21 protein-coding genes and 1 pseudogene are annotated in these 22,863 nt (G+C 72.5%); 12 read left to right on the plus strand and 10 right to left on the minus strand.

Features of this window, described 5'->3' with window-relative positions; translation table 11 throughout:
• Nucleotides 1-70: 70 nt before the first annotated feature.
• From IE251_RS24955 to IE251_RS24985, 7 genes are all read right to left on the minus strand, one after another.
• Nucleotides 71-1,321, minus strand: a complete 1,251-nt coding sequence (locus IE251_RS24955) for an NAD(P)/FAD-dependent oxidoreductase (protein ID WP_189755240.1) — start codon at nt 1,319-1,321, stop codon at nt 71-73.
• Nucleotides 1,322-1,412: 91 nt separating this feature from the next.
• Nucleotides 1,413-2,102, minus strand: a complete 690-nt coding sequence (locus IE251_RS24960) for a rhodanese-like domain-containing protein (protein WP_189755241.1) — start codon at nt 2,100-2,102, stop codon at nt 1,413-1,415.
• A complete protein-coding gene (locus IE251_RS24965) occupies nt 2,093-3,739 on the minus strand; it encodes an AMP-binding protein (protein WP_229896918.1) in 1,647 nt (548 codons plus the stop codon). Before IE251_RS24965 ends, IE251_RS24960 begins: the two co-directional genes overlap by 10 nt.
• A gap of 2 nt (nt 3,740-3,741) precedes the next feature.
• Nucleotides 3,742-4,653, minus strand: a complete 912-nt coding sequence (locus IE251_RS24970) for an alpha/beta fold hydrolase (protein ID WP_189755242.1) — start codon at nt 4,651-4,653, stop codon at nt 3,742-3,744.
• Nucleotides 4,646-6,298 (minus strand): amino acid adenylation domain-containing protein, encoded by a 1,653-nt coding sequence (locus tag IE251_RS24975; RefSeq protein WP_189755243.1) that lies wholly within the window; start codon nt 6,296-6,298, stop codon nt 4,646-4,648. Before IE251_RS24975 ends, IE251_RS24970 begins: the two co-directional genes overlap by 8 nt.
• A 7-nt stretch (nt 6,299-6,305) precedes the next feature.
• Nucleotides 6,306-6,773 (minus strand): GNAT family N-acetyltransferase, encoded by a 468-nt coding sequence (locus IE251_RS24980; RefSeq protein WP_229896919.1) that lies wholly within the window; start codon nt 6,771-6,773, stop codon nt 6,306-6,308.
• Nucleotides 6,764-7,243, minus strand: coding sequence for a hypothetical protein (locus IE251_RS24985; RefSeq protein ID WP_189755244.1), 480 nt, complete (start codon nt 7,241-7,243; stop codon nt 6,764-6,766). Before IE251_RS24985 ends, IE251_RS24980 begins: the two co-directional genes overlap by 10 nt.
• 713 nt (nt 7,244-7,956) lie before the next feature.
• Between IE251_RS24985 and IE251_RS24990 the strand changes: the two genes are divergently transcribed.
• From IE251_RS24990 to IE251_RS25015, 6 genes are all read left to right on the plus strand, one after another.
• Entirely contained in the window at nt 7,957-9,267 is a 1,311-nt protein-coding gene (locus IE251_RS24990) for an MDR family MFS transporter (protein WP_189755245.1), read from the plus strand.
• Between the two features lie 125 nt (nt 9,268-9,392).
• Nucleotides 9,393-10,691 (plus strand): ATP-grasp domain-containing protein, encoded by a 1,299-nt coding sequence (locus IE251_RS24995; protein ID WP_189755246.1) that lies wholly within the window; start codon nt 9,393-9,395, stop codon nt 10,689-10,691.
• 3 nt (nt 10,692-10,694) lie between these two features.
• Nucleotides 10,695-11,207: a GNAT family N-acetyltransferase gene (locus tag IE251_RS25000; RefSeq protein ID WP_189755247.1), complete on the plus strand. Its 513-nt coding sequence runs from the start codon at nt 10,695-10,697 to the stop codon at nt 11,205-11,207.
• A gap of 34 nt (nt 11,208-11,241) precedes the next feature.
• Entirely contained in the window at nt 11,242-11,475 is a 234-nt protein-coding gene (locus IE251_RS25005) for a hypothetical protein (RefSeq protein ID WP_189755248.1), read from the plus strand.
• A gap of 51 nt (nt 11,476-11,526) precedes the next feature.
• Nucleotides 11,527-11,922: an Imm7 family immunity protein gene (locus IE251_RS25010; RefSeq protein WP_189755249.1), complete on the plus strand. Its 396-nt coding sequence runs from the start codon at nt 11,527-11,529 to the stop codon at nt 11,920-11,922.
• 462 nt (nt 11,923-12,384) lie between these two features.
• The gene (locus IE251_RS25015; RefSeq protein ID WP_189755250.1) at nt 12,385-13,524 is read left to right on the plus strand and encodes a hypothetical protein; all 1,140 of its coding nucleotides are present in this window, start codon (nt 12,385-12,387) and stop codon (nt 13,522-13,524) included.
• A 166-nt stretch (nt 13,525-13,690) separates the two neighbouring features.
• Here IE251_RS25015 and IE251_RS42170 read toward each other — a convergent pair.
• Nucleotides 13,691-13,900 (minus strand): annotated as a pseudogene (locus tag IE251_RS42170) (IS5/IS1182 family transposase); the annotation flags it as partial.
• Nucleotides 13,901-13,905: 5 nt separating this feature from the next.
• Nucleotides 13,906-14,670 (minus strand): GNAT family N-acetyltransferase, encoded by a 765-nt coding sequence (locus tag IE251_RS25025; protein ID WP_189755251.1) that lies wholly within the window; start codon nt 14,668-14,670, stop codon nt 13,906-13,908.
• A 227-nt stretch (nt 14,671-14,897) separates the two neighbouring features.
• Here IE251_RS25025 and IE251_RS25030 point away from each other — a divergent pair, with 227 nt between their 5' ends.
• From IE251_RS25030 to IE251_RS25055, 6 genes are all read left to right on the plus strand, one after another.
• Complete coding sequence (locus tag IE251_RS25030) at nt 14,898-15,503, plus strand: sulfite oxidase-like oxidoreductase (RefSeq protein WP_189755252.1); 606 nt, start codon at nt 14,898-14,900, stop codon at nt 15,501-15,503.
• A complete protein-coding gene (locus IE251_RS25035) occupies nt 15,496-16,251 on the plus strand; it encodes a ferredoxin reductase (protein WP_189755253.1) in 756 nt (251 codons plus the stop codon). Before IE251_RS25030 ends, IE251_RS25035 begins: the two co-directional genes overlap by 8 nt.
• Nucleotides 16,252-16,946: 695 nt before the next feature.
• Entirely contained in the window at nt 16,947-17,531 is a 585-nt protein-coding gene (locus IE251_RS25040) for an Rv1733c family protein (RefSeq protein ID WP_189755254.1), read from the plus strand.
• A gap of 203 nt (nt 17,532-17,734) precedes the next feature.
• Complete coding sequence (locus IE251_RS25045; protein WP_189755255.1) at nt 17,735-18,703, plus strand: acetylxylan esterase; 969 nt, start codon at nt 17,735-17,737, stop codon at nt 18,701-18,703.
• Between the two features lie 123 nt (nt 18,704-18,826).
• Complete coding sequence (locus tag IE251_RS25050) at nt 18,827-20,008, plus strand: serine hydrolase domain-containing protein (RefSeq protein WP_189755256.1); 1,182 nt, start codon at nt 18,827-18,829, stop codon at nt 20,006-20,008.
• A 155-nt stretch (nt 20,009-20,163) separates the two neighbouring features.
• Nucleotides 20,164-20,907: a GntR family transcriptional regulator gene (locus IE251_RS25055; RefSeq protein ID WP_189755257.1), complete on the plus strand. Its 744-nt coding sequence runs from the start codon at nt 20,164-20,166 to the stop codon at nt 20,905-20,907.
• A gap of 33 nt (nt 20,908-20,940) precedes the next feature.
• On the opposite strand, the gene IE251_RS25060 is transcribed toward IE251_RS25055, so the two are convergent.
• Nucleotides 20,941-22,716 carry an FAD-dependent oxidoreductase gene (locus tag IE251_RS25060; protein ID WP_229896920.1) on the minus strand — a complete coding sequence of 592 codons (1,776 nt, stop codon included), beginning with the start codon at nt 22,714-22,716 and terminating at the stop codon, nt 20,941-20,943.
• Nucleotides 22,717-22,863 lie beyond the last annotated feature (147 nt).

Raw genomic sequence — 22,863 nt, forward strand, 5'->3', positions numbered from 1 at the left:
GGTCGTCGTGCTCCCCTCGTTCGTGGCGTGTCGTGATGGCGGCCCGGTGCCCGCGGGGACCGGGCGGCGGCTACTTCCGTGCGGCGCCCGCGCGCTGTGACATCAGCCCCCGCATGAAGGCCTGCTGGAATTCGGCCGGCTGCACCATGCGGCCGGTCAGGGCCAGGTACTTCTGGCTCAGTTCGGGGCTCCGGCAGATCGTGGTGAACATGCGCTGCCGTGTCGCCTCGTCCTTGCCGACGAGGGAGTCGCCGCAGATTCCGTCGGCGTGCGGAAGGATGGTGCTCTCGAACCTCTCCCGGTAGTCGGCGAGACCCGCGCGCAGACCCGCTTCGTCCAGTGACCGGCCGGCGAACGAGCGCGCCAGCAGATCGGCCGACTGCAGGGCGAATCCGCAGCCGACGCCGCTCATGGCGTCCAGCGAGAGGGCCGCGTCGCCGACGAACGGTACGGAGCCCAGGACCGGCCGGCGGATCTGGCTCGGGTAGTCGGTGTAGCCGAGCAGGGGCGACTCGGGGACCGCGCCGGCCATGGACGGGGTTGCCTCCAGGCCGTCGAAGTACTCCAGGAACCGCTCGAGGCGTTCCTCGCCGCGCCAGTTGTCGACCCGCGACTTCTCCGCGAAGAGGACGAGTTCCGTCCGGCCGCCGACCAGGGGGTAGGTGCAGGCCAGGTCCCGGTCGTTCATGACGAAGACCGAGCGGTTTCCCTCCGGGGCCTCGATGCCGGTGAAGTAGCCGAAGAGCACCGCGCGCTCGTTGGGCCGGCTCTCGGTGGGATTGCCGAGCAGGCCGGCCAGCCGTGAACGGCGTCCGTCCGCGGCGACCACCAGCCGGGCCCGGTACCGCCGGGGGCCGTCGGCGCCCCGGGTGTCCAGGGTCCAGCCGGACGCGTCCTCCTCCAGGCTCTCCACGCCGGTGCCTTCCAGGTACTGCACGCCCTGCTTCCGCGCGGCCTCCCGCACGGCGGGGTCCAGCACCCGGCGTTCCAGGTTCAGCGCGTACGAGTCCGGTTGCCCGGGGTCGTAGCCTCCCGGTGTCTCGACCACGCCTCCCGGGGTCACGAAGACGGCCTTGGTCGCCACGGACCAGCCGGGTTCGCGCAGGTGTGCGAGGCCGAGCCCGTCCAGGAGCGGCACCGCGTGCGGCTGGACGAAGTGGGTGCACAGCCTCTTGTAGGAGTCCTCGGTCACGGCCTTCTTCTCGAAGACCGCGACCCGGTGTCCCATCCGGCTGAAGCGGATCGCGGTGGCGCAGCCGGCGAGACTGCCGCCCACCACCGCGACGTCCACCGACCGCACGTCGTACTTCTGAGTGCTCACGGGTCGACCACTCTCTCTCTGCTCGGGCTCTGCTCGGGCTGCTTCTCTGCGGGGCCGCAGGGCGTACGGACGTCTGCGGTGCCGGCGGCGCCTAGCCGGCGCACCCGCAGTCGGCGCGGTGGACGTGGCCCTGGGCCTTCAGTCCCTCGGTGGGGTGGCCGTCGCGCTTCCACCAGTCCAGGCCGCCGGTCAGCTCCTTGACCCGGAAGCCCTCGGTCGCCAGCTTGATGGCCGTCTTGGTGGACGCGTTGCACCCGATGCCGTCGCAGTAGGCCACGTACAGCGGCGCCTTGGAGAGGACGGTCAGCGACTCGCGGGAGATCGAGCGGTGCGGGATGCTGATCGCGCCGGGAATGTGCTCGGCCTCGTATGCCTCGGTGCCGCGGCCGTCGACGACCACCAGGTCCTGGCCGTCCTCCAGGGCCGCCTTGAGGTCCGCGGAGTCCATTTCGTAGGCGAGCTTGGCCTGGTAGTAGGCCAACTGGTCGGTGTACCGGCCGGGTTCGGCGCTCACGGCCGCGGGTGCCTCCTCGGCTGCCGTGAACCGGTCCGCGATGGCGTACAGGTCGCCGAGGGTGCTCGGCGTGACCAGCGAGTCGGCGTGCTCGCCCAGGTCGACACCGCAGTCCTCCAACAGCGTGACCAGGACGTTGATGACCAGCAGGGAGTCCAGGCCCAGGGTGTTGAGGGCGGTGTCGTCGGGAAGCGGGGACAGGTCCACCGGCTTGCCCAGTGCCTCCTCCAGGTATTCGGCCACCTTTTCCTTTGCCGCTACCGGCATGACTCCACCTCATCAATGGTCTCGACGGCGCCTTCGGCCGACAGTGCGAAACAGGGGGACTCGGACCGCTGGGCCGCCGTCGTCAGCCGCTGGATCAGCAGCCGCTCGTCCGGCTCCGCGTCCGCTGCGGCTGACACCGCGGGCGACCAGGCCATCAGGGCCGGCCGCAGAGGCTCGGGCAGGATGCCGCGCAACCGTTCCGTCACCTCGGTGATCACCCGTCGCTCCGGTGAGACGACGGCCAGGGCGACCACGTCGCGCCCGCCGCGCCGGACCACGGCCGCCGTGGCCCGTTCGACGCCGGGCACCCGCCGGGCGGCCCGGGTGATCTCGTTCAGGTGGGTGCGACGGCCGGCCAGCCAGGTGACCCGCCGGTCCTCGTGCCGGTGCAGTACGACGTTGCCGTCGCTGTCGTAGCTGCAGATGTCCCCGGTCCGGAAGTACCGCGTCCCGTCCAGGTCGACGACCAGCCGGGCCGTCTCCTCGGGCTGGTCGAAGTAGCCGCGCATCACCTGGGCGCCGCCCACCCACAGCTCGCCCGGCACGCCCGGACGGTCCAGTTCGAGCCCGTCCCGCATGATCTTCACCTGTGTGCCGCGCAGCGGCCGGCCGACGGGACACGTGGTCATGCGCTCCGCGTCCTCGGGCCCGATCTCGTGAGTGAGACTGAAGATCGTCGCCTCGGGCGGGCCGAACGCGTGCACCATGCGAACTCCGGGGAGCGCCCGGGTCCACACGCGCAGCACCTCCGTGTCGCAGACCTGTGCCCCCGTCATGACCACTTCGAGGCTGGGCAGTTTCGCCGCGGTGATCTGCCTCCCGTCACCGGTGATCAGGGTCAGCAGCAGCGTGACCGCGATCAGATGCGTGATCCGCCGGCGGGCGATCACCGACCGTATGACGGCGCCGGCGGCGAGGCCGCGGAACTGGTGGACGAAGGCGCCCACCGACAGCGGGAGCAGGGTGTCATCGAGCGACACGTCGAAGTGGAACGAGGTCAGACTCAGCACCCGGGACTCGGCGGTGAACCCGAGCACCTCGTTCTGCCCGGCGAAGTGGGCCGTCAGACCGGCGACACTGATCTCGGCGCCCTGCGGCTCGCCTGTCGCACCGGAGGCGAAGACGATGTACGCGGCCGCCTCGGGCCGGTGCGCGACGGTGGCATGAGCGGACGCCGGTTCCGACAGCATCCCGGCCAGTCGCTCCTCGTCGAGCCGGTACGCACCGGGGACCCCGGGGTCGCGGTCGTCCAGCGTGATCACGGCCGCCGGGCGCAACCGTCCGAGCAGTTCGCGCAGCCGTTCCTCCGGCTCCGCCGCGTCGAGGGGGACGTAGACGGCGCCGCACTTCCAGACCGCGACGGCCGCCATGGGCATGACGGCACGCTTGCGCGCGAGGACGACCACCCGGTCCCCCGCACCGACTCCCCGGCGGGTCAGGCGGGACGCGATCGCCCGGGCGCCCCGCTCGAGCTGGGCGAAGGTGTAGCTGTCGGCGCCGTCGTCGATGGCGGTACGGTCCGGCCACCTGTGCGCCGCGGCCACCAGCAGATCGCCGAGCGCCGGCGGTGTGTCCGTCCTGTCGGCGGGATCGGCCGCCCAGGGCGGCAGAAGCACCGCCCCACGTTCGTGCGTCACGCTCAACTCTCCTCGTCCGAAGGAAACGCGGTCCGCGCGATCTCCGCCACGGCGGTCCTGGCCGACGTCAGCTTCCCGGCGTACAGGCAGAAGTCGTGCGGGAGATCCGGGAAGTGCCGATGGCGTACGTCGGCCCGGCGATCGGTCATCCGCTCCACCCAGGCGAGTCCTTCGTCCCGGAGCACGTCGCAGCCGGCCGTGACGACCGAGCAGGCCGGCAGGCGGGCGATGTCGTCCGGCGGCAGGGCCATCGGGTCGAAGCCGGCCTGCGAGCAGAAGGGGGCCAGCACCGACTTGAACAGCCGCATGCTGTCCCGGTCCAGGAAGTGGCCCTCGCCGAACTGCCGGTAGGAGTCGCGTTCCGTGTGCAGGTCGAGGACGGGATAGATCAGTACGACGCGCGAGAACACCTCGGGCAGGACCCGCAGGGCGAGGTAGAGCGCGAGGAGGCCCCCGACGCTGTCGCCGGCGAGTACGAGGCGACGTCCCACCAGGTCCCGGCAGCGTTCCGCGACCTGCTCGGCGAGTTCCCGCACCGACTCCTCGGCGGTGTGCTCCGGGGCCTTCAGGTAGTCGAACGCCTCGACAGGGGCCCGGAGGTCCTCGGCCAGGGTGCGCAGGAAGGGTCTGAAGACGGCCGTGGAGTAGTAGACCATCCCGCCGCCGTGGACGTACATGACCCACGGGCTGTCCGCCGCCTCCTGCCGCGGCCGGATGATCACCGAGTGGTCACGCGCCTCGACCGCCGCACCGTCCGACGGCTCGGGGGCGCTGCCGAAGCGGGAGATCCAGCGCTCCGCGTTGATCCGGCCCTGGGCCGGTGAGTCCGTGGACACGGGGGCGCCGGCCAGTCTGCGGGCGACGGCCAGGCGGCCGAACTCGGCGTTCAGGGAAGGTACTCGGAGGTCAGACATGCGCGGGCCGGTCCATGGGTGCGACGTCCCCGGCGGGCGTGAAGACGAAATGGGTGGCGTTCGCCTTCCCGGCCGCCTCGGCGAGCCGCCGCATCAGCGCCTTCTCGTCCGTCTTGCCGGTCGAGGACACCGTGAGCTCGGGTGACCAGGCGAGGAGGGCCGGGCGCATGTACGCGGGCAGCAGATCGGTGAGCCGCTTCTCCACGTCGGCCATGACCGAGCGGTCCGCCGCCATCACGACGAGCGCGATCACGTCGTGGCCGTGGCTGGGCACCAGCGCCACGGCCGCCCGCTCGACGCCCGGACAGCTCAGCGCGGTCTGCCGGATCTCTCCGAGGTGGATCCGGCGGCCCGCCAGCTTCACCTCGTCGTCGTCACGGCCGCGGAAGACGATGTCGCCGTCCTCGTCATAGCTGCACAGGTCGCCCGTGCGGTAGTAGCGGACGCCGTCCACCTCGACCACGCGGCGCGCGGTCTCCTCCGGCTGGTCGAAGTAGCCGAGCATCACCTGCTCGCCGCCGATCCACAACTCGCCGACGCGGTCCGGTTCGTGGACCTCGGAGCCGTTCTCGACGATGCGGGCGGCCACGCCGCGCAACGGCCGGCCGATGGGGTAGGCGTTCACCCGTTCCGGTTCGGTCCGCTCGATCTCGTGGGCGACGCAGACGATCGTCGCCTCGGTCGGGCCGTAGACATTGATGACGCGTACCTCGGGAAGGTTGTCCTTCCAGACGTTGATGACGCCGGGGTCGCACACCTCCGCGCCCGTCATCACCATCTCCAGGCACGGGAAGTTCTCCCTGGTGACCTGGCATCCGCCCTCCGTGATCATGGTGAGCAGCGTGGACACCGCGATCAGGTGGGTGATCCGCTCGCGGGCGATGACCGCGCGCATGACGGCACCGGCGTGCACACCGCGGAACTGGTAGACGAAGGCGCCCAGGGAGAGCGGCAGCAGGGTGTCCTCGATCGACACGTCGAAGTGGAAGGGGGACAGGCTGAATCCCCGGGAGTCGGGCGTGAACCGCAGCACCTCGTTGTGGTTGCCGAAGTACGCGACGAGGTTGGCGGTGCTGATCTGCACGCCCTTGGGCTCTCCGGTGGACCCCGACGTGAAGATGATGTACGCCGTGTCCTCGGGCCGGTGCGCCACGGTCGGCCACTCGGGAGCCGGTCGCGACAGGATCTCGTCCACCCGCGTGCGACCCGCCCAGCGGACACCGTCCAGCGCGGGCTCGCGGTCGTCCGGCGCGAGCACGGCAGCGGGCCGCAGCCGGTCGAGCAGGCGGCGCAGCCGCGGGGCGGGCTGGGTGGCGTCGAGCGGGACGTAGACGGCGCCGCACTTCCAGATCCCGATGGCCAGGACGGGCATGAGGGCGGACTTCTCGGCGAGGACCACCACTCGGTCACCGGCGCGCACGCCCTGCCGGGCCAGCCACGCGGCGAGCGACCGGGCCCGCTGTTCCAGCTCGGCGAAGGTGAGGCCGAGGCGTCCGTCGTGGAGGGCCGGGCGGTCGGGCCAGTTGCTCGCCGCCGCGCGGACGAGGTCGCCGAGCGCGGGAGCCGGACCTGTCCGGTCGGCGGGGTCGGTCGACCACGGCGGCAGCGCGACGCGGGCGGCCGTCGGTACGGAGTTCGTCGTCATGAGACGCCTACACCCCCATGTCGTAGTGGAAGCGGATCTTGGGCCTGGCGTCGGCGCCCATACGCCGGTAGAAGCCGATGCCGGGTTCGTTGTCCGGTGGCGTCTGCCACTCGGCCCAGCCGCACCCCTGGTCGGCGGAGAACTCCCGCAACCGCTCGAGGAACAGCCGGCCGATACCCATCCGGCGGTACGGCTCGCGGAGGTAGAGGCAGTCCATGTAGGCGAACCGCTCGGCGCTCCACGTGGCGAAGTCGGTGGTGGCGGTCATGAAGCCGCACGGTTCCCCGTCGACGGTGGCGAGCCATCCGTACAGCGCCGGCGGGTCCGAGAAGAATGCCGAACTCCAGCGCCGCACCTGGCCGTTGTCACGGAAGGCCGCGTTCTCGTACGCGGCGTGTTCCCGGCACAGCTCCAGCAGGGCGTCCAGGTCGCCCGGTTCGACGGTTCGCACCGTGATGTCGTGGGTCATATCCATCCAGAGAAAGTCGTGCCGAGATACGCGTCGACGGCGTCGTTGTCGAGCCGGCCCTTGGTCATCACGGTGGTGACCCAGGCGTCCCGCTCGAACCTGATGACCTCCAGCTCCCAGACGCAGGCGATCAGATCGCGCTGGGCGAGCGGAGCGAACGTCGTGTCGCCGTCGGCACCGGTCACCGCGCCACGAACCCAGTGCTTGAGCATGTCGGCGTCGTACCACTGGCTCACCAGCAGATAGCTGCCTTCGAGACCGTGATGCAGGATCAGGAAGCCGACCGGGTGGTCCCCCTCCTGCGGGGGCTCGGTCAGCACCGAGGCGGCGTGCCGCCGCAGCCACTCCGGTTCCGGGAGGTCCGGGCAGGTTCCCGGGCCGTCCGCGAACATGGCGTAGGCCTTCAGGACGCGGCCGGACACCTCCACGGGTGGCAGCGCCTCGACCCGACGCGGCTTGTAGGTGAGTGAGTTCATCCGGCATCGCCCCTTGTCCTCGGGCCACAGCCCGTTGCTGTCACGACACGTACTCCTGCCTGCGCATCGCCTCAGGCGATCGGGCTGGGGGAATCCATCCGCCGACGACGTGCCGGGGTCCACTGCGCGTACCGCTCATGACCGTGCCCTGGTCGTGCCGTAGAGGCCGGCCGGACGCGCTGGTGCCGCGTTCCCGACGATCGGGCGGAGGCGGTCGGCATCCGTCTCCGCAAGCCCGGAGATCGTCCGAACGGGGAACGCGGTGCGCCATCGGCGACCGGGCGGTTCCTGGCGTCCCTTCGACGACACGGTCATCGTGGTTGCGCTCGCAGGACATCGCCGGTCGCGGCTGCCGACGTAGCGATCTTGCTGGCGCTGCGCGCACATGTCAAGCGGGAGATGCGGTAAACGACAGTAGAGACAGAGTAAAACTTCGAATTCCGTCGCTCAGAGCCCGTCCGACTATCGGAATCAGTACCCGACGATGGGTAACCGGTCTTGACATGCCCGTCCCGGCCCACTGATGATCACTGCGGCCGGACGGGCCGGACCCGGGACATCACACCCGGCGACTCGTGTCCCCCTCGCGCCGGTGCACCGAGCAGCACGAGGGCTTCCGGCGCCGGTACGAACGCGCCGCGACGTTCCCCACCACCACCACGGGAACCGCATGTCCCTGAGGGGAACCAACAGCGTCACGACGGAGGGAACGCATGCGATTCAGCCCACTGGCACGGGCACGGTCATCGGCCGTCGCCACATTCGGCGGCCTGCCGTCCGGCTTCTGGTGGCTGTGGACCGCGCAACTGGTCAACCGGGCCTGCGGCTTCGTCATGCCTCTGCTGGCGTTCTACATCACCGATGAGCTGCACCGCAGCGCCGCGTTCGCCGGCACGGTGGTGGCGGTCATCGGCTTCGGCTCCCTGGTGGCCGGGCCGTTCGGCGGCATCCTCGCCGATCGCCTCGGTCACAAGCCGACGCTGGTCGGCGCGCAGATCGCCACCGCCGTGGGAATGATCGTCCTCGCCTACACGCGTTCGCCCGCGGCCCTGGTGCCGGCGGCCTTCGCGGTCGGTGTGGTCAACAACGCGACGCGTCCGGCGCACAACGCGCTCATCGCCGAGGTGATCCCGCCCCAGGACCACGCCAGGGCCTACTCGCTCAACTTCTGGGCGATCAACATCGGTTACTCGGTGGCGATGCTCTCCGTAGGCCTGGTCTCCGTCACCGGGTACACCGCCCTGTTCTGGCTCAACGGCGCCACCTTCCTGATCGGCGCGCTGCTGATCGCGGCCCGGGTCCCGGGACGAGGTCCGGTCACCGCGCCGGCCGGCACCCCGGGCGGCGAGGGGTTCGGGAGTGTCCTGCGCGACCGCTCCTTCGTGGCGTTCGTCGCCGCCGAGTTCCTGGTGCTCACCATCCTCATGCAGAACGAGAGCGGTCTGCCGATCGCCATGGGCCAGGACGGCTTCTCGCCGAGCACGTTCGGTCAGGTCGCCGCGCTCAACGGAATCCTGATCGCCGCGGTGCAGCTGCCGCTCACCCGGCTCTACAAGCGCTTTCCCGAGTCATGGGCGCTGGCCGGTTCGTCGGCGCTCATCGGGGTGGGCTACTCGGTCCTGCTGTTCGGCCACTCGGCCTGGTTCTACGGTGCGTCCATCGTGGTGTGGACCCTGGGCGAGATCGGCAACACCCCGACCAGTTTCGCCGTGGTGGCGCGCGTCTCGCCGGAACACATGCGCGGCCGCTACCAAGGACTGTTCCAGGTCGCCTGGACGGGATCGGCGGTGGTGGCACCGCTCTTCGGCGGCTGGGTGATCGGCACCTGGGGATCGACCCCGCTGTGGATCGCCTGCCTGGTCGTCACCGTGGCAGCGGCGGCGGCGCAGTGGGGCATCGGCTCCCGGCTGACCCGGCGAGCGACGACCACACCACAGACGGACGGAACACCGTCCCAGGGGCCGGCTCTCGAGGTGTCACACCCCGGCCCGGCGGACCGGCGCCACGACGACCAGGCCGACTGAGCCCCGCCTTCCGGCTCCATCCTCGCGCACCCGGCACGCACCGGACGCCGCGTCACGCCCGCATGCCCACCCCGGCCGCCGTGACACACATCCGCATCGAACGACGTTCCCCTGGAGGGACTGTGTTGAACCGTCAGACCGAGCGACCGCCCGCCCTGATCGTCATGAGCGACCTGGCGGCCCTGGCCCGGCAGCACCGCCTGATCACCGACATCGCGGGGCGCGGGCTGACGCCGCTGGTCATCGTCGGGCCCACGACCGATCTGGCCCGTCTGAACGCGCACATCGAGGACCCCACGCACCCGCTGTCCCGGATCGCGGCCGTCCGCCGGCTGCCGAGCCCGGCCGTCGACGGTGTGTGGGCTTCCGTGCAGGACTGGATCACCGATTTCGACGTGCGCGGCGTGCTCTGCAGTGGCGAGGTGTTCGTCGACCCGGCGGGCGCGCTGGCGGAGGCCCTGGGCCTGCCGGGCCCCGGCTCCTGGGCGGCACGGGTGTGCCGGGACAAGGTCATGCAGCGCGTGGTCCTGGGCGACCACGGGCCGGCGTGGCGCGCCTTCGCGCCGCACGCGCGGGACACCGCGAGGTCCGAGGTATACCCGTGTGTCGTCAAGCCGGCGGGCCGGATGTTCAGCTCGGGTGTCGTCAAGGTCGCGGACGACGCGGAGCTGCGGGCCGCCCTGGCCGCCTACGAGCCGGACGAGACGATCCTGGTGGAAGAACTCGTCACCGGACCGGAGTTCTCGGTCGAGGCCCTGGTCCACCACGGCGAGGTGGTCTGGAGCGGTGTCACCGCCAAGCTCACCAACGAGGACGGCAGCCGGTACTTCACGGAGATCGGGCACACCAGCCCCGCGAGGATCCCGTCGTCCGACGCGGAAGCCCTCATCGCGGCGAACACCGCCATCCTGAAGACTCTGCGGTTCGGCAGCGGCATCACCCACGCCGAGTTCCGGCTCAGCGAGGGCCGGCCGGTGCTGATGGAGATCGCCGCGCGGCTGCCCGGTGACGCGATCACCATGCTGTGGCACCTCGCCACCGGCCGGCCCATCGAACCGGCCATGGTCGACCTCGCGCTCGGCATCGAGCCGCGGTACCCGGAACCCACCCGGCGAGCCGTGCAGCGCTTCGTCGACCACCGTGCGGGCCGGCTCGCGGATGTGCGGTCCGCCGCGCAGACGGTGTCGTGGACCGCGGACGACGGCTACTGGCCGACCGTGTCCGCGACCGACGCGGACGCTCCGGCGCGATGTGCCTCGATCATGGTCGGCCTGTCGCGCGGTGCCGTGCTCGGAGACCTGAACGACTCGAGCGGACGCTCGGCATCCGTGGTCGTCGACCTCCCCCTGGACGCCGACCCCGAGACGGAGACACGTGTCTTCGTGGACCAGGTCGAGCTGGACATCGACGCGGAAGCCCCCTGATCCATGGCCCGTGTCACCGGCACGCGCGGCCTCGTCGCCTACCGCGCCCCCACGCCACGGGACGCGCTGCCGGCCTGGCGGCTGGCCCGGAAGACGCCCCGCTCCGACTCCCCCGGCCCGCACTACTACGCGCGCTGGTTCCGGGACTTCGCCGACACCTCACTCGTCGCGGCCACGGGCCGGGACGTGCTCGGCTTCCTCATCGGATACAGGCGTCCGGACGCACTGGACACCTACTTCGTCCTGCACACCGAAGCCGGCCCGCACCACGGCGCCCCGGCCCTCGGTACCCATCTCCTCCGGGCCGCCGCGGAGCGGGAGGTCGCCAAAGGGGCGCGCTTCGTCGAGGCCGCGGTCCCACCCGGGAACACGGCCGGCACCGAGGCCTGCGAGCAGCTCGCGCGGTGGTACGGCGCGCACACCCACAGGGAGCCTCTGTTTCACGCCTCGTGGTTCCCCGGCGGAGAACACGACGGGATCCTGCACCGGATCGGCCCGCTGCACGGCAGCTCCTGAGCCCCGGGCGGAGGACCTGAGTGAGGTGGTCCTCGTGGGACATGGCTACGCCGGGCTGGTCGTCTGCCGGAGCACGCTGAGACCGCCGTCGACGTGGTACCGGCGGCCGATCGGCCTGGCCGTGCGGTCGGAGAGCGGCCGGCGTGTTCCGCCACCCGCCGAACTCCCCACGCCAGTGGGTCTGTTGTGGCACCTCCCGACCGGACACGACTGCGTGATCACCATGCCGGCGGAACTGAGCGAACTCCTGCTCGGACTCGTCCCGTAGGGGCCCGACGGCCCGAACCCGCGTCCCCGCCCCGGCCGTTAGGATCGTGGCGTGTTCGAGTACCACGGCTGGGTCACGGTCAGGGAGTCAGCGACCGACGACGAGGACGATGCCCGGCTTCGGCGGATCGTCGATGAACTCCGGCTGCGCGTCACCCGCATGGCCAGCCCCTATCTCCTCGACCTGAGGTGGATGAACGGCGAGCCGTTCATCCACCTCGGAGGCCATTCCAACCACCGCTCGCCACCCGATGTGGTGGGGCTGTTCCAAGAGGTGGCGGCGCTCGCCCCCGGTTCCTACGGGCTGCTGCACGTCCGCGACGACGAAGACCAAGGGCACGAGAACGAGTTCCGCGTGTTCAGGCTCGTTCGGGGCACGGTCACGGAGCACACGGAACCGTTGCTGTCCCCGTGCGTCCCGGCACTTGAGGACCCCTTCTCCGGCTAGCCGACGCCACCCGCGCCGACTCCGCAGGTCAGGGAAAAAGCCGCAGGTGGGCAACGAGTGGTGGTACCGCCCACTCGGCCGCCGCAGCCGGCGTCGCACCACCCAACGGTGCCCGGCACTCCCACGCTCCTTGTGCGCCGCACCCGACGTCCCCACCGGACCGGTGCGCGCACAGATCCGCTGATCAGGCGCGGTCGGTGCGCGCGTGGCCCTGCGGCACCGCCCGAGAGGCCGGCCGCTGATGTGCGTCTCGCGGTGTCCCCAGCCGTCGCTGCGCGCGTGCCTTCGACCACGTGGGAGGACAGGGGATCGACTGTACGGCCGAACCTCGCACCGTGACCGAGTGACATGTGTTCGCGCCGTGCCTTCGTGGGCGCGACCTGCGGGATTGCTTCCTGTGTCGGAAACGTGACGGTGCTGCCCCTGGCCTCGGCAAGGCGGCCCGGCATCTCAAGGAGAGTCATGAGACGCACTCTGTACGGCGTGGCCGCCGCGGTCTCGGCCCTGGCCGTCACCGGCTTGCCCGCCGCACCGGCCGTTGCCACGGCCCAGGCCACGGTGGGTTGCAGCACCTCTGCCCTGATCAACGCGATCGCGAAGGCGACGGCAGGGGACACACTGAACCTCGCCCGGCACTGCACCTACCACCTGACTGCCGCCTATGCGGGCGCTGACGGGCTGCCGGTCATCCGTAAGCGACTCACCATCCACGGCCACGGCGCCACCATCGTCCGCGATTCGGTGTCAGCCGGTGCGTTCCGGATCTTTCACGTCGCCTCCGGCGGTGATCTCCGCCTCGACGACGTCACGGTCCGGGGCGGCGACTCCCCAGGGGACGGCGGGGGCATTCTGGTCGAGAACGGGGGCAAGCTGAACCTCGAGGATGTCACGCTTCTCGGCAACACCGCGGCGGTCCGAGGTGGCGGGGTGGCCGTCCTTCAGGGAGCCACGGGCGTCATCACGCGCGGCTGGTTCAAGTTCAACAACGCGGACAGCGGCGGAGGTCTTCAGGCCGACGGCACGGTGCGTGCCGACGGCACCGAGTTCACGCGCAACCACGCGAGGCAGTTCGGTGGCGCGATCGATCACGACTTCGGTGCCTCCGTGTTCAAGCGGACCACCGCCACCGGCAACACCGCCGGCCTCGACGGGGGAGCCGTCGACATCGACCTCGGCACGATCGAGTTCGTCGACAGCAAGATCCGTGACAACACCAGCGCGGGAACCAGGGGCGGAGGCATCTTCAACGGCGCCACGCTGAAGCTGACGAGTACCGAGGTCAGCGGCAACGTCATCGGGGGCGTGAACGGCCGGGGCGGCGGCATCTACAACGCGAGCGGGCCTTCCACGCTCGTACTCAAGGACAGCACCGTGGAGCGCAACAGCGCCAACGGTTCCGGCACGTCGCAAGGCGGCGGCATCTACAACAACGGCGGGACTGTGACGCTTGATCACAGCACGGTCCGGGGCAACGCCTCCACAGTGGCCCCCGGTGGTGTGTTCACTCTCACCCAGTTCACGGTCGTCCGATCGACCATCAAGGAGAACATCCCCACCAACTGCGCGGGCAGTCCGGTCATCGTGACGGGGTGCGTCAACTGATCCGTGCGAAGGCCCCCATCGCTACGCGGTCGCAGCAGCCCCATGACATGGCGGGCTGGACACCCGGCGGTGGCACCACGGCGTCCCGGCCCGGGCCGGGACGCCGTCCCCATGGCCGTACGTGCGGCGTCAGCCCCGGCGCCGAACGGGCGACCAGCCCGCTGGCTCCTGCCTGACCGGCGGTGAGGACGGACACCAGCGGCCGGCACCGGCCGATGGCGTGACCATCCGGCTCGCCGGCCGGGGCCCCTTTTTGCGGGCCCCGGCAGCGTGCTGGTGAGCGCGCTCGATGGCGGAGTCCGCGAACACGGCCCGGCTGACGTCTTCCTCCGCGTCGGCGCTGAGCCACCAGAGCGGTGAACACCCGCACCCACGTGCGCCCTAAGGCACCGGTACCGCCGCGCGGTCGTCCGGCTGGTCCTGCGGTACCCGTGCCTCCAGGAACGTCGTGCGGCGGCGCAGCCGGAAGCCGAGGGACTCGTACAGCCGGATGGCGTTCGTGTTCCGGGCGCTGGTGTGCAGGAACGGCGTCTCCCCGCGCTCCCGGATGCCGTGCGCCACCGCGAGGATCAGCCGGGTGGCCAGGCCCTGGCCGCGGAAGGCGGGGTCGGTGCAGACCGCGCTGATCTCGGTCCAGCCCGGCGGGTGCAGCCGCTCCCCCGCCATGGCGACCAGCGCTCCGTCGCGGCGGATGCCGAGGTAGGTGCCGAGTTCCACGGTGCGCGGCAGGAACGGGCCGGGCTGGGTGCGCGCCACCAGGTCCAGCATCTCCGGCACGTCCGCCGGTCCCAGCCGCACCGCCTCGGCATCCGGCGCGGCGGCCAGTCCGTCGTCCACCAGCTGTACGCCCTCCAGCCGGAAGGTGACCTCCCACCCCGCCGGGAGCCGGCCGCGGAAGCCGGGCAGCGGGACCTCGGCGCCGGGGCCGGCCAGCGCGGCCAGGTCCGCCCAGTCCCGCTCGTCCGGGTCGTCCGGCAGCGCGAGCCACGGCGAGACGTCGACGGGGTAGCGCAGCACCCGGCCGCGCCGCTCGGCGAACCGGGCGTGCGGCCCGGTCAGGGAGGCGAGGGCCGGGTTGTCGAGGACATGCGGGTCGCCGTCGGCGGTCCGGCCGGGGCCGGCGTCCGGGCTGCTCACGACGCTCACGCGGCCCCCTCGATCACGGTGTCGGACACATACGCCTGGGGCATCCTCGGTTCCTCGCTTCTCTCGGCCGGTCGCTGCGTGTGTCACCGGCCCACCGGGGCCGGCACCGATCGGCAAGCAACGGCGCGGGGGGCGGTATTCCCGGGCCCCGGCAGAGTTCATACAGCCGCAACGATGGGGCGCCGGCCAGGAACGGAGCACCCGGAACGACAGCGTACGGTTGAACCATGAACGTCACGCGAGGCTTCACGGGCCGCCCGCGCGTCCACAACCCCGGGCTGCCCCCCGGGCAGTACGACGCGCGCGAGGACTGGCCCGTCCTGTCCGCCGAGGTCACCCCGGACCTCTCGCCCGCCGACTGGTCCTTCCGCGTGGACGGCCTGGTCGAACACCCGCACACCTGGGACTGGGACGCCGCACACGCGTTGCCGGCGTCGGCGTACGAGGGCGACATCCACTGTGTGACCGGCTGGTCGAAGTTCGGCGTGCGGTTCGGCGGCGTCTCGCTGGACGCCTTCCTCAGTGTGGCCCGGCCACATGGGTCCGCCACACATGCCCTCGCCTACTCCCACACCGGCTACACCACCAACCTGCCGCTCGCCGACCTCACCGGCGGGCGGGCCTGGATCGTCTGGGAGTACGACGGCGCGCCGCTGCCGCCCGAGCACGGCGGCCCGGCGCGGCTCGTGGTACCGCACCTGTACTTCTGGAAGAGCGCCAAGTGGATCGCGGGCATCACGCTCCTCGACCACGACGAGCCAGGCTTCTGGGAGCGCAACGGCTACCACGCGCGAGGCAACCCGTGGGAGGAGCAGCGGTACTCCGGTGACTGAGACGACGACTCCCGTGACACGGTTCGCGGTGCCCGGGCGGATCGCCGTGGGCGGCCAGACGGCGTCGCGCTGGCAGACCGCCACGCTGACGGAGATCCGCCGCGAGACACCGCGCGCGGCCACGTTCCGCCTGGCGGTGCCGGGGTGGGCGGGGCATCTGCCGGGCCAGCACCTGATGCTGCGGCTGACCGCCCCGGACGGCTACGCCGCGCAGCGCCACTACTCGATCGCGTCGGCGCCGGACCCGTCCGGGCACATCGAACTGACCCTGGACCGGGTGCCGGACGGCGAGGTCTCCGGCTGGTTCCACACCGTGGCCCGGCCCGGGGACACCGTGGAGGTGCGCGGCCCGCTCAGCGGCTTCTTCGCCTGGCCGGGCGACCGGCCCGCGCTGCTGCTCGGGGCCGGCTCCGGGGTCGTACCGCTGATGTCGATGGTCCGGCACCACCGGGCGCGCGGCCTCACCGTCCCGCTGCGGATGCTGGTGTCGGCGCGCAGCCCCGAGCAGCTCATCTACGCGTCCGAGCTGGGCCCGGAGACGACCCCCGTGTTCACCCGCAGCGCCCCGCCCGGGGTGCCGGTGGGACGTATGGCGGCCGCACATGTGGCGCCGCTCCTGGCCGACCGGCCCGAGGGTGGGTGGGAAGCCTATGTGTGCGGATCCAACGCCTTCGCCGAGCACGCTTCCCGGCTGCTGATCGCGGCGGGCCAGCCGGTGGACCGCATCCGCATCGAGCGCTTCGGCTGACGACGGCCACCGGAGCCCGGGAGCGGCACGCTGGGGCGTACCGGGTCTCCATGTCGAAACGGCTCCGCTCGTCGGCCCGGGAGCGGCACGCGGGGGGGGGACCCCAGGCTGAGCACCGCTACCGTCCGCCGAGCGGCACGCCCGCCGAGCACGCGGACCGCCGGCGAGCGACTGGGCCCTCCGCCGAGCAGCGCGTCCGAGCCGGGCAACGCGTCCGACGGGAGCGCGCGCCTCCTGGAGCGGCGCGCGGCCCCCGGCGCCCGGGCCACGCGGCGGTACGACGACGTGCCGGGGCGTGCGGCCACGGTGTCCGGCGCCCAGGCCGCTCGGCGGTACGCCAACCTGCCCGGGCGGGCGGCCGCGGCACCCGGCCGCCCGGGCCACGGCGATACGACGACCTGCCGGGGTGCGGCAGCAGCACCCGGCGCCCGGATCGCAACACCGCACCCGGCGCCCGAACCGTACCGCAGTACCCGGCGCCCGGGTCGCGCGGCGGCGCTCGGCGCGCGATCGTGGGGCGCGTGGTGTCCGCAGTGCGCCATATGGGCCAGAACTCGCGGTTCGCGGCGTGCGCGAGGTGCGCCGAACGGGGTACGAGACGGGTGTGGGCGTTCGTGCGCGTGAGCGGCGCGGGCGGTGGGCCGGGCATCCGGCCCCGCCGGCTCGGCGGCGCCTGCGGTGGCGAGGAGGTGGACATGCGTACCCGGGTGCGTGGCTGGCGCTGGCGGCGCAATCCGCTGCGGCGCCGGTCGGACGTCGTGGAGGCGTGGACGGTGCTGCTGGTCACCGTCCTGCTGTGCGTGGCCGCCCCCCTGGTCGGGGTGTTCGCCGGCCTGCACGCCCATGACCGGGCCCGGGCACTCGCCGCGGCACAGCGGGCCGAGCGCCACGAGGTGCGCGCCGTCGTGGTGGGCGACCCGGCCGAGCGGCCGTCCGCGCCGCAGGGCGACCGCCGGCAGGCCTACCGCGCCCAGATCCGCTGGACCGAGCCGGGCAAGGGCGTCCGGACGGCATGGGCCCAGGTGCCCGCCGGGGCCCGCGCCGGGGAGCCGGTCTCGGTGTGGTTCGACTCCCGGGGCCGCAGCGTGGCACCGCCGCCGGGCGAGGTGGCGGTGTGGCAGCACGCCGTGACCGTGGGGCTGTGCGCGGCGGGCGGCACGGCGACGGCGGTGTACCTCGGCCGGCTGATCCAGCGCCGGATCGCCCTGCGCCACCGGCTCGCCGAGTGGGAGCGGGAGTGGGAGCGGACGGGGCCGAGGTGGACCCAGCCACGCATGTGACCGGCGGGTGATCCGATCTCTGGAAGCCCGTCGTGTTCCTGCGCACCCCTGGGAACAAGCGCTTACTCAACCCGGGACCTGGCCCCTTGCCCCCTCGGCGGTGCGACGCGAAAGGGCCTGCGCGCCCCTGGATCCCTGGCCAAAGATCCGATCACCCACGTACCGTGAGACCGCATACCCTTCCTTCGCAAAGGCGGTTGTCGATGGCCCTGTTCGATCTCCCCCTGGACGAACTCCGCGCGTACCGCAGCGAGTCCACCGAGCCGGAGGATTTCGACGCCTTCTGGGAGAAGACGCTCCAGCAGGCCCGCGAGCACGACCTGGACGCGCGGTTCGAGCCGGTGGAGACCGGTCTGACCACGGTCGAGGTCTACGACGTGACGTTCGCCGGGTTCGGCGGCCACCCCGTCAAGGGCTGGCTGCGGCTGCCCGCCGGGGCCACCGAACCGCTGCCGCTGGTGGTGGAGTTCCTCGGCTACGGCGGCGGGCGCGGCCTGCCGCACGAGAGCCTGCTCTGGGCGTCGACGGGCCGGGCGCACTTCCTGATGGACACCCGCGGGCAGGGCAGCACCTGGGGCGGCGGAGGCGACACCGCGGACCCGGTGGGCTCGGCCCCGGCCCACCCCGGCTACATGACCCGGGGCATCGACGCGCCCGAGAACTACTACTACCGCCGGGTGATCACCGACGCCGTGCGCGCGGTGGAGGCGGCCCGCTCGCACCCGCTGACCGACGCGACGCGGACCGTGGTGCTCGGCGACAGCCAGGGCGGCGGCCTGTCGATCGCCGTCGGCGGCCTGGTGCCCGACCTGGTCGCGGTCGCCCCGAACGTGCCGTTCCTGTGCGACTTCCCGCGCGCGGTGACGCTGACGGACCGTCACCCGTACCGGGAGATCGGCCTCTTCCTCAAGACGCACCGCGGGCGCGCCGCGGAGGTGCGGCGCACGCTGTCCTATTTCGACGGGGTGCACTTCGCGGCCCGGGGCCGGGCGCCCGCCCTGTTCTCGGCGGCCCTGGAGGACCAGACGTGCCCGCCGTCGACGGTGTTCGCGGCGTTCAACGCCTGGGGGCACGAGGACAAGACCATCGACGTGTACGACTTCAACGACCACGAGGGCGGCGGCCCGTTCCACGAGGCGGCGCGGGTGCGCTGGCTGCGCTCGTACGCCTGAGCGCGGCCGGCGGGCAGGGCGGCCCGGATTCCCCCTTCCCCGCAGACCGGGCAGTCGGTACGTTCGGAGCCCCCCCGGGCCGCGGCCGCGCGGACCCGGGTTCCCGGCGACGACGGAGGCCCTATGTCCACGCAGGAGACACCGCCGACGACCCCGCTGATCCACGGCCACTGCGAGCCGCGGTTCGCCGCGGTACGGGATGCCTTCGAGGAGAACTTCCGCGCGCGTGGGGAACTGGGCGCCGCGGTGGCGGTCACCGTCGCCGGGCGGACGGTCGTGGACCTCTGGGGCGGGTGGGCGAACCCGGCGCTGACCCGGCCCTGGGAGCGGGACACCGTGGTCAACGTATGGTCGACCACCAAGGGGGTCGTGGCCCTGTGCGCCCACCTGCTGGCCGACCGGGGGCTGCTCGACCTGGACGCGCCGGTGGCCGCGTACTGGCCCGAATTCGCCGCCGAGGGCAAGGGGAAGGTGCTCGTACGGCACCTTCTGTCGCACCGCGCCGGACTGCCCGGACTGCGCGAACCCCACACCCTCCAGCAGTTGTACGACTGGGAGTCGACCACCGGCCGGCTCGCCGCCGAGGCACCCTGGTGGGAGCCGGGGACCCGGTCCGGGTACCACGCGCTGACGTACGGCTTCCTGGTCGGGGAGGTGATACGGCGGGTCTCGGGGCTGCGGCCGGGGGCCTTCCTGGAGCGGGAGCTGGCCGGGCCGCTGGGGGTCGGCTTCACGGTGGGCCTGCCGGCGCGGGAGGCCGGCCGGGCTGCCGAACTGGTGCTCGCGCCGGCCCGGCCGGCCGCCGAACAGGCCGCCGCCTTCGGCGCGTTGACGCCGGTCGCGCGGGCCGCTCTGGCCAATCCGGCCACCGGGCCCGCACAGGCGAACAGCGCCGGCTGGCGGGCGGCGGAGATCCCCGCGGCCAACGGGCACGGCACCGCGCGGGCGGTGGCGGCGCTGTACGGCGTCTTCGCCGGGCGCGGCGCGTTCGGCGGCCGGCGGTTCCTGTCACCGCGGGCCGCGGAGCGGGTGCGGGAGAGCGAGGGACCCGGCCGCGACCTGGTGCTCGGCGCGGCCTTGGAGGGGGAGACCGAGATCGGGCTCGGCCTGTGGCTGAGCGGCCCGCAGGGGCTGTACGGCCCGAACCCGCGGGCTTTCGGCCATGACGGCTTCGGCGGCTCCTGCGGGCTCGCCGACCCGGAGGCCGCGGTGTCGCTGGGCTACGTCATGAACCGCATGGGGCACCGCCTCGCCGATGATCCACGGAAGACGGCGCTGGTCGACGCCCTGTACCGCGCCCTGTGAGCGCGCGTCACGGCGCCCGGTGACCGCCGTGGCGGGGCGGGTGGATTTCGGTCGAAACCACCGGCCGCCCTTCCCTCGTGGTTTAGACCAATGCTAATTGTGGTCGCGCAATGAACCCGGACGACTACGTCTTGTCACCGACAGGAGGGCGCGGCATGGCCCGCACCACCCCGAACGATCCCCCGCCCGTCGACGGCCGCCCCCTGTACGGACGCATAGCGGCGCTGTTACTCGGCGAGCTGCGCGACGGCACGATTCCGCCCGGCGAACGGCTGCCGGGCGAACGGCACTTGGCGGCGCACTTCGGGGTCAGCCGGGAGACCGTCCGCCAGGCGCTGGAGGTGCTGCGCCGCAGTGGTGTGGTCGCCACCGACCGGCGGGGCAGCCACGCCATGCTGCCCGGCCGGCCGGTGGAGTCGCCCGACTCGCTCGCCTTCCCGGTGGGCGCCCGCCCGGCGGACCCCTGTGCCCTGGACGAGGCCACGGTGACCTGGGAGGTGCCGCCGCCGGAGCACGCGCGGGAACTGGGCCTGGCCCCGCACCGGCCGACGCTGGTGCACCGCTACCGGTCGGTCACACCGGACGGCCGGTCGCTGCGGACGGCGGTGACATCGTTCTCAGCCGTGGTCCTGGCCGAGGTGGCGGAGCTGGCGCGCTACCGGGACCGGGCCGACGGCGCCACGCCCGCGCAGTTGCGGCGGGCCTACGACTGGATGCGCAAGGCGGGACTGTGCCTGCACCACCGGGATTCCATCAGCCAGGTCTCGCAGGCCGCCTCGGTCCGGGTGACCCGGCGCGTGCACGACCAGTACGCGCGCCCGCTGGAGATCACGGACCTGGTGGTGCACGCCGAACAGGACGCGCTGGTCTACGAGTTCACGCTGCCGGCCGCGGTGTGACCGCCGGGTGCGGCACGCCGTGCTCGGCGTGGCTCACCGCCCTGAGGCGAGATCGTTGACGGCGATGTAGGCGAACGTCATCGCGGGGCCGATGGTGGCGCCCGGGCCCGGGTAGGTCTCGCCCATGACGGACGCGGCGGCGTTGCCCGCGGCGTAGAGGCCCCCGATGGCGGTGCCGTCCTCGCGCAGCACACGGGCGCGGGCGTCCGTCACGAGGCCGCCCTTGGTGCCGAGGTCGCCGGGGAGGACGGGGACCGCGTAGTAGGGGGGCTTGTCCAGGGCGGCCAGGTTGGGGTTGGGGAGGGTGGGGTCGCCGTAGTAGTTGTCGTACGCGCTCTCACCTCGGCCGAAGTCGGGGTCCTTGCCCTCCTGGGCGCCGGTGTTGAAGCGCTCGACGGTACGGGTGAGACGGTCGGCGTCGAGACCGGTGAGACCGGCCAGTTCCCGCAGGGTGCCCGCCTTCTTCACGAGGCCGCTCGTGAGCATCGGACGCGGGAAGGGCTGCCCGGGGAGCAGTCCCATGAAGGGGTAGCGGGCGCGGGACCGGGCGTCGATGACGAGCCAGGACGGAGCCGTCTCGGCGCCCGTCGCCTCGCGATGGGCGTACATCGTGTCCACGAACTCGTGGTACGGGGCGGCCTCGTTGACGAAGCGGTCGCCCCGGCCGTCCACGATGATCATGCCGGGGATGGCGCGCTCGGCGACCAGGAAGAAGGGGGCACCGGAACCGGGCGGGACGACGGAGGGCGCTCCCCACACCTTGTCCATCAGGTCGACGGCCGCGCCGAGCCGCAGTCCCTCGCGCAGCGCGTCACCGTCCTGCCCCTGCGGGGAGGCGGTCCAGTCGGCCGAGGTGGGCGCGGGCAGGTGGCGGTCCCGCAGCGTCTGGTTCCTGGAGAAGCCGCCGGAGGCGAGGACCACGCCCCGGCGCGCACGCACCTCGACCGGGCGTCCCGCACGGTAGGTCCGTACCCCCGTGACGCGGCCGGCGCCCTCGTCGTACAGCAGCTCGTCCAGCGGCGCGTCGAGCCAGAGGTGACCGCCGAGCCGGGCCAGGGAGAGGCGGAGCCGGGCCACCAGTGCCTCTCCCAGGGCGACCGGCTTTCGGCCGAGGGCCAGGTCCCGTACGGCGCGCAGGCCCACCTTGGCCGAGACGCGCCGGCCGGCCCAGGTCCGGGCCGCCATGTTCAGGTGGCGGAAGTCGTAGGAGGTGATGGTGAGGCCGTAGGTGGGCAGATGGGCGCGGCGCATCCGGCGGCGCTCGGCGGCCGGGAGCCGGCGCAGGTCGAAGACCTCGGGCTCGATCGACCGGCCGCGGGCGAAGCCGCCGGGGCGTTCCGGGTAGTAGTCGCTGTATCCGTCGATGTGGACGAAGCGGACGTGGGTGCGGACGTGGAACTCCCGCACCATGCGCGGCCCGTGCTCCAGGTACGCCTCCTTGCGCTCCGCCGGAACGCGGTCGCCCACGGTCGCGTCGAGGTACGCGCGTGCGTGCGCCCGGCTGTCGCCGAGGCCGGCGGCGGTGAGGTGGAAGTTGCCGGGCACCCATATGGCTCCGCCCGAGAGCGCGGTGGTGCCGCCGTAGTGGCCGGTCTTCTCCAGCACCAGGACGCTCAGGCCGCGCAGTCGTGCGGTGAGGGCGGCGGCGAAACCGGCGGCGCCCGATCCGGCCACCACCACGTCGTACTCGGCCGTCGTCCCGGCCTTCCCGCCGCCGGCGGCGCTCGGGAGGACTCCGCGCCCGCCCCGCTCGCCTGGTGTGCCGTGCTCCGCTTCCGTCATGTCAGCCGCCTCTCCACTCGCCGTCATGGCGTGACGGTACGGACGGGGCGTCGCCGGGGGCAGTCCTCGTCCCGCTGAGCGGAATTCCCGGCCCGCCGCCCGCCGAGCACTGTTAGGAAGGCTCCGCCCCGGATCGCCGGGGCCCCGGGCACCCGTCGCGACGCGCGGCGCGGC

Origin of the sequence: Streptomyces eurythermus (assembly GCF_014649115.1) — a bacterium.
In the GTDB taxonomy this organism is placed as follows: Bacteria; Actinomycetota; Actinomycetes; order Streptomycetales; family Streptomycetaceae; genus Streptomyces; species Streptomyces eurythermus.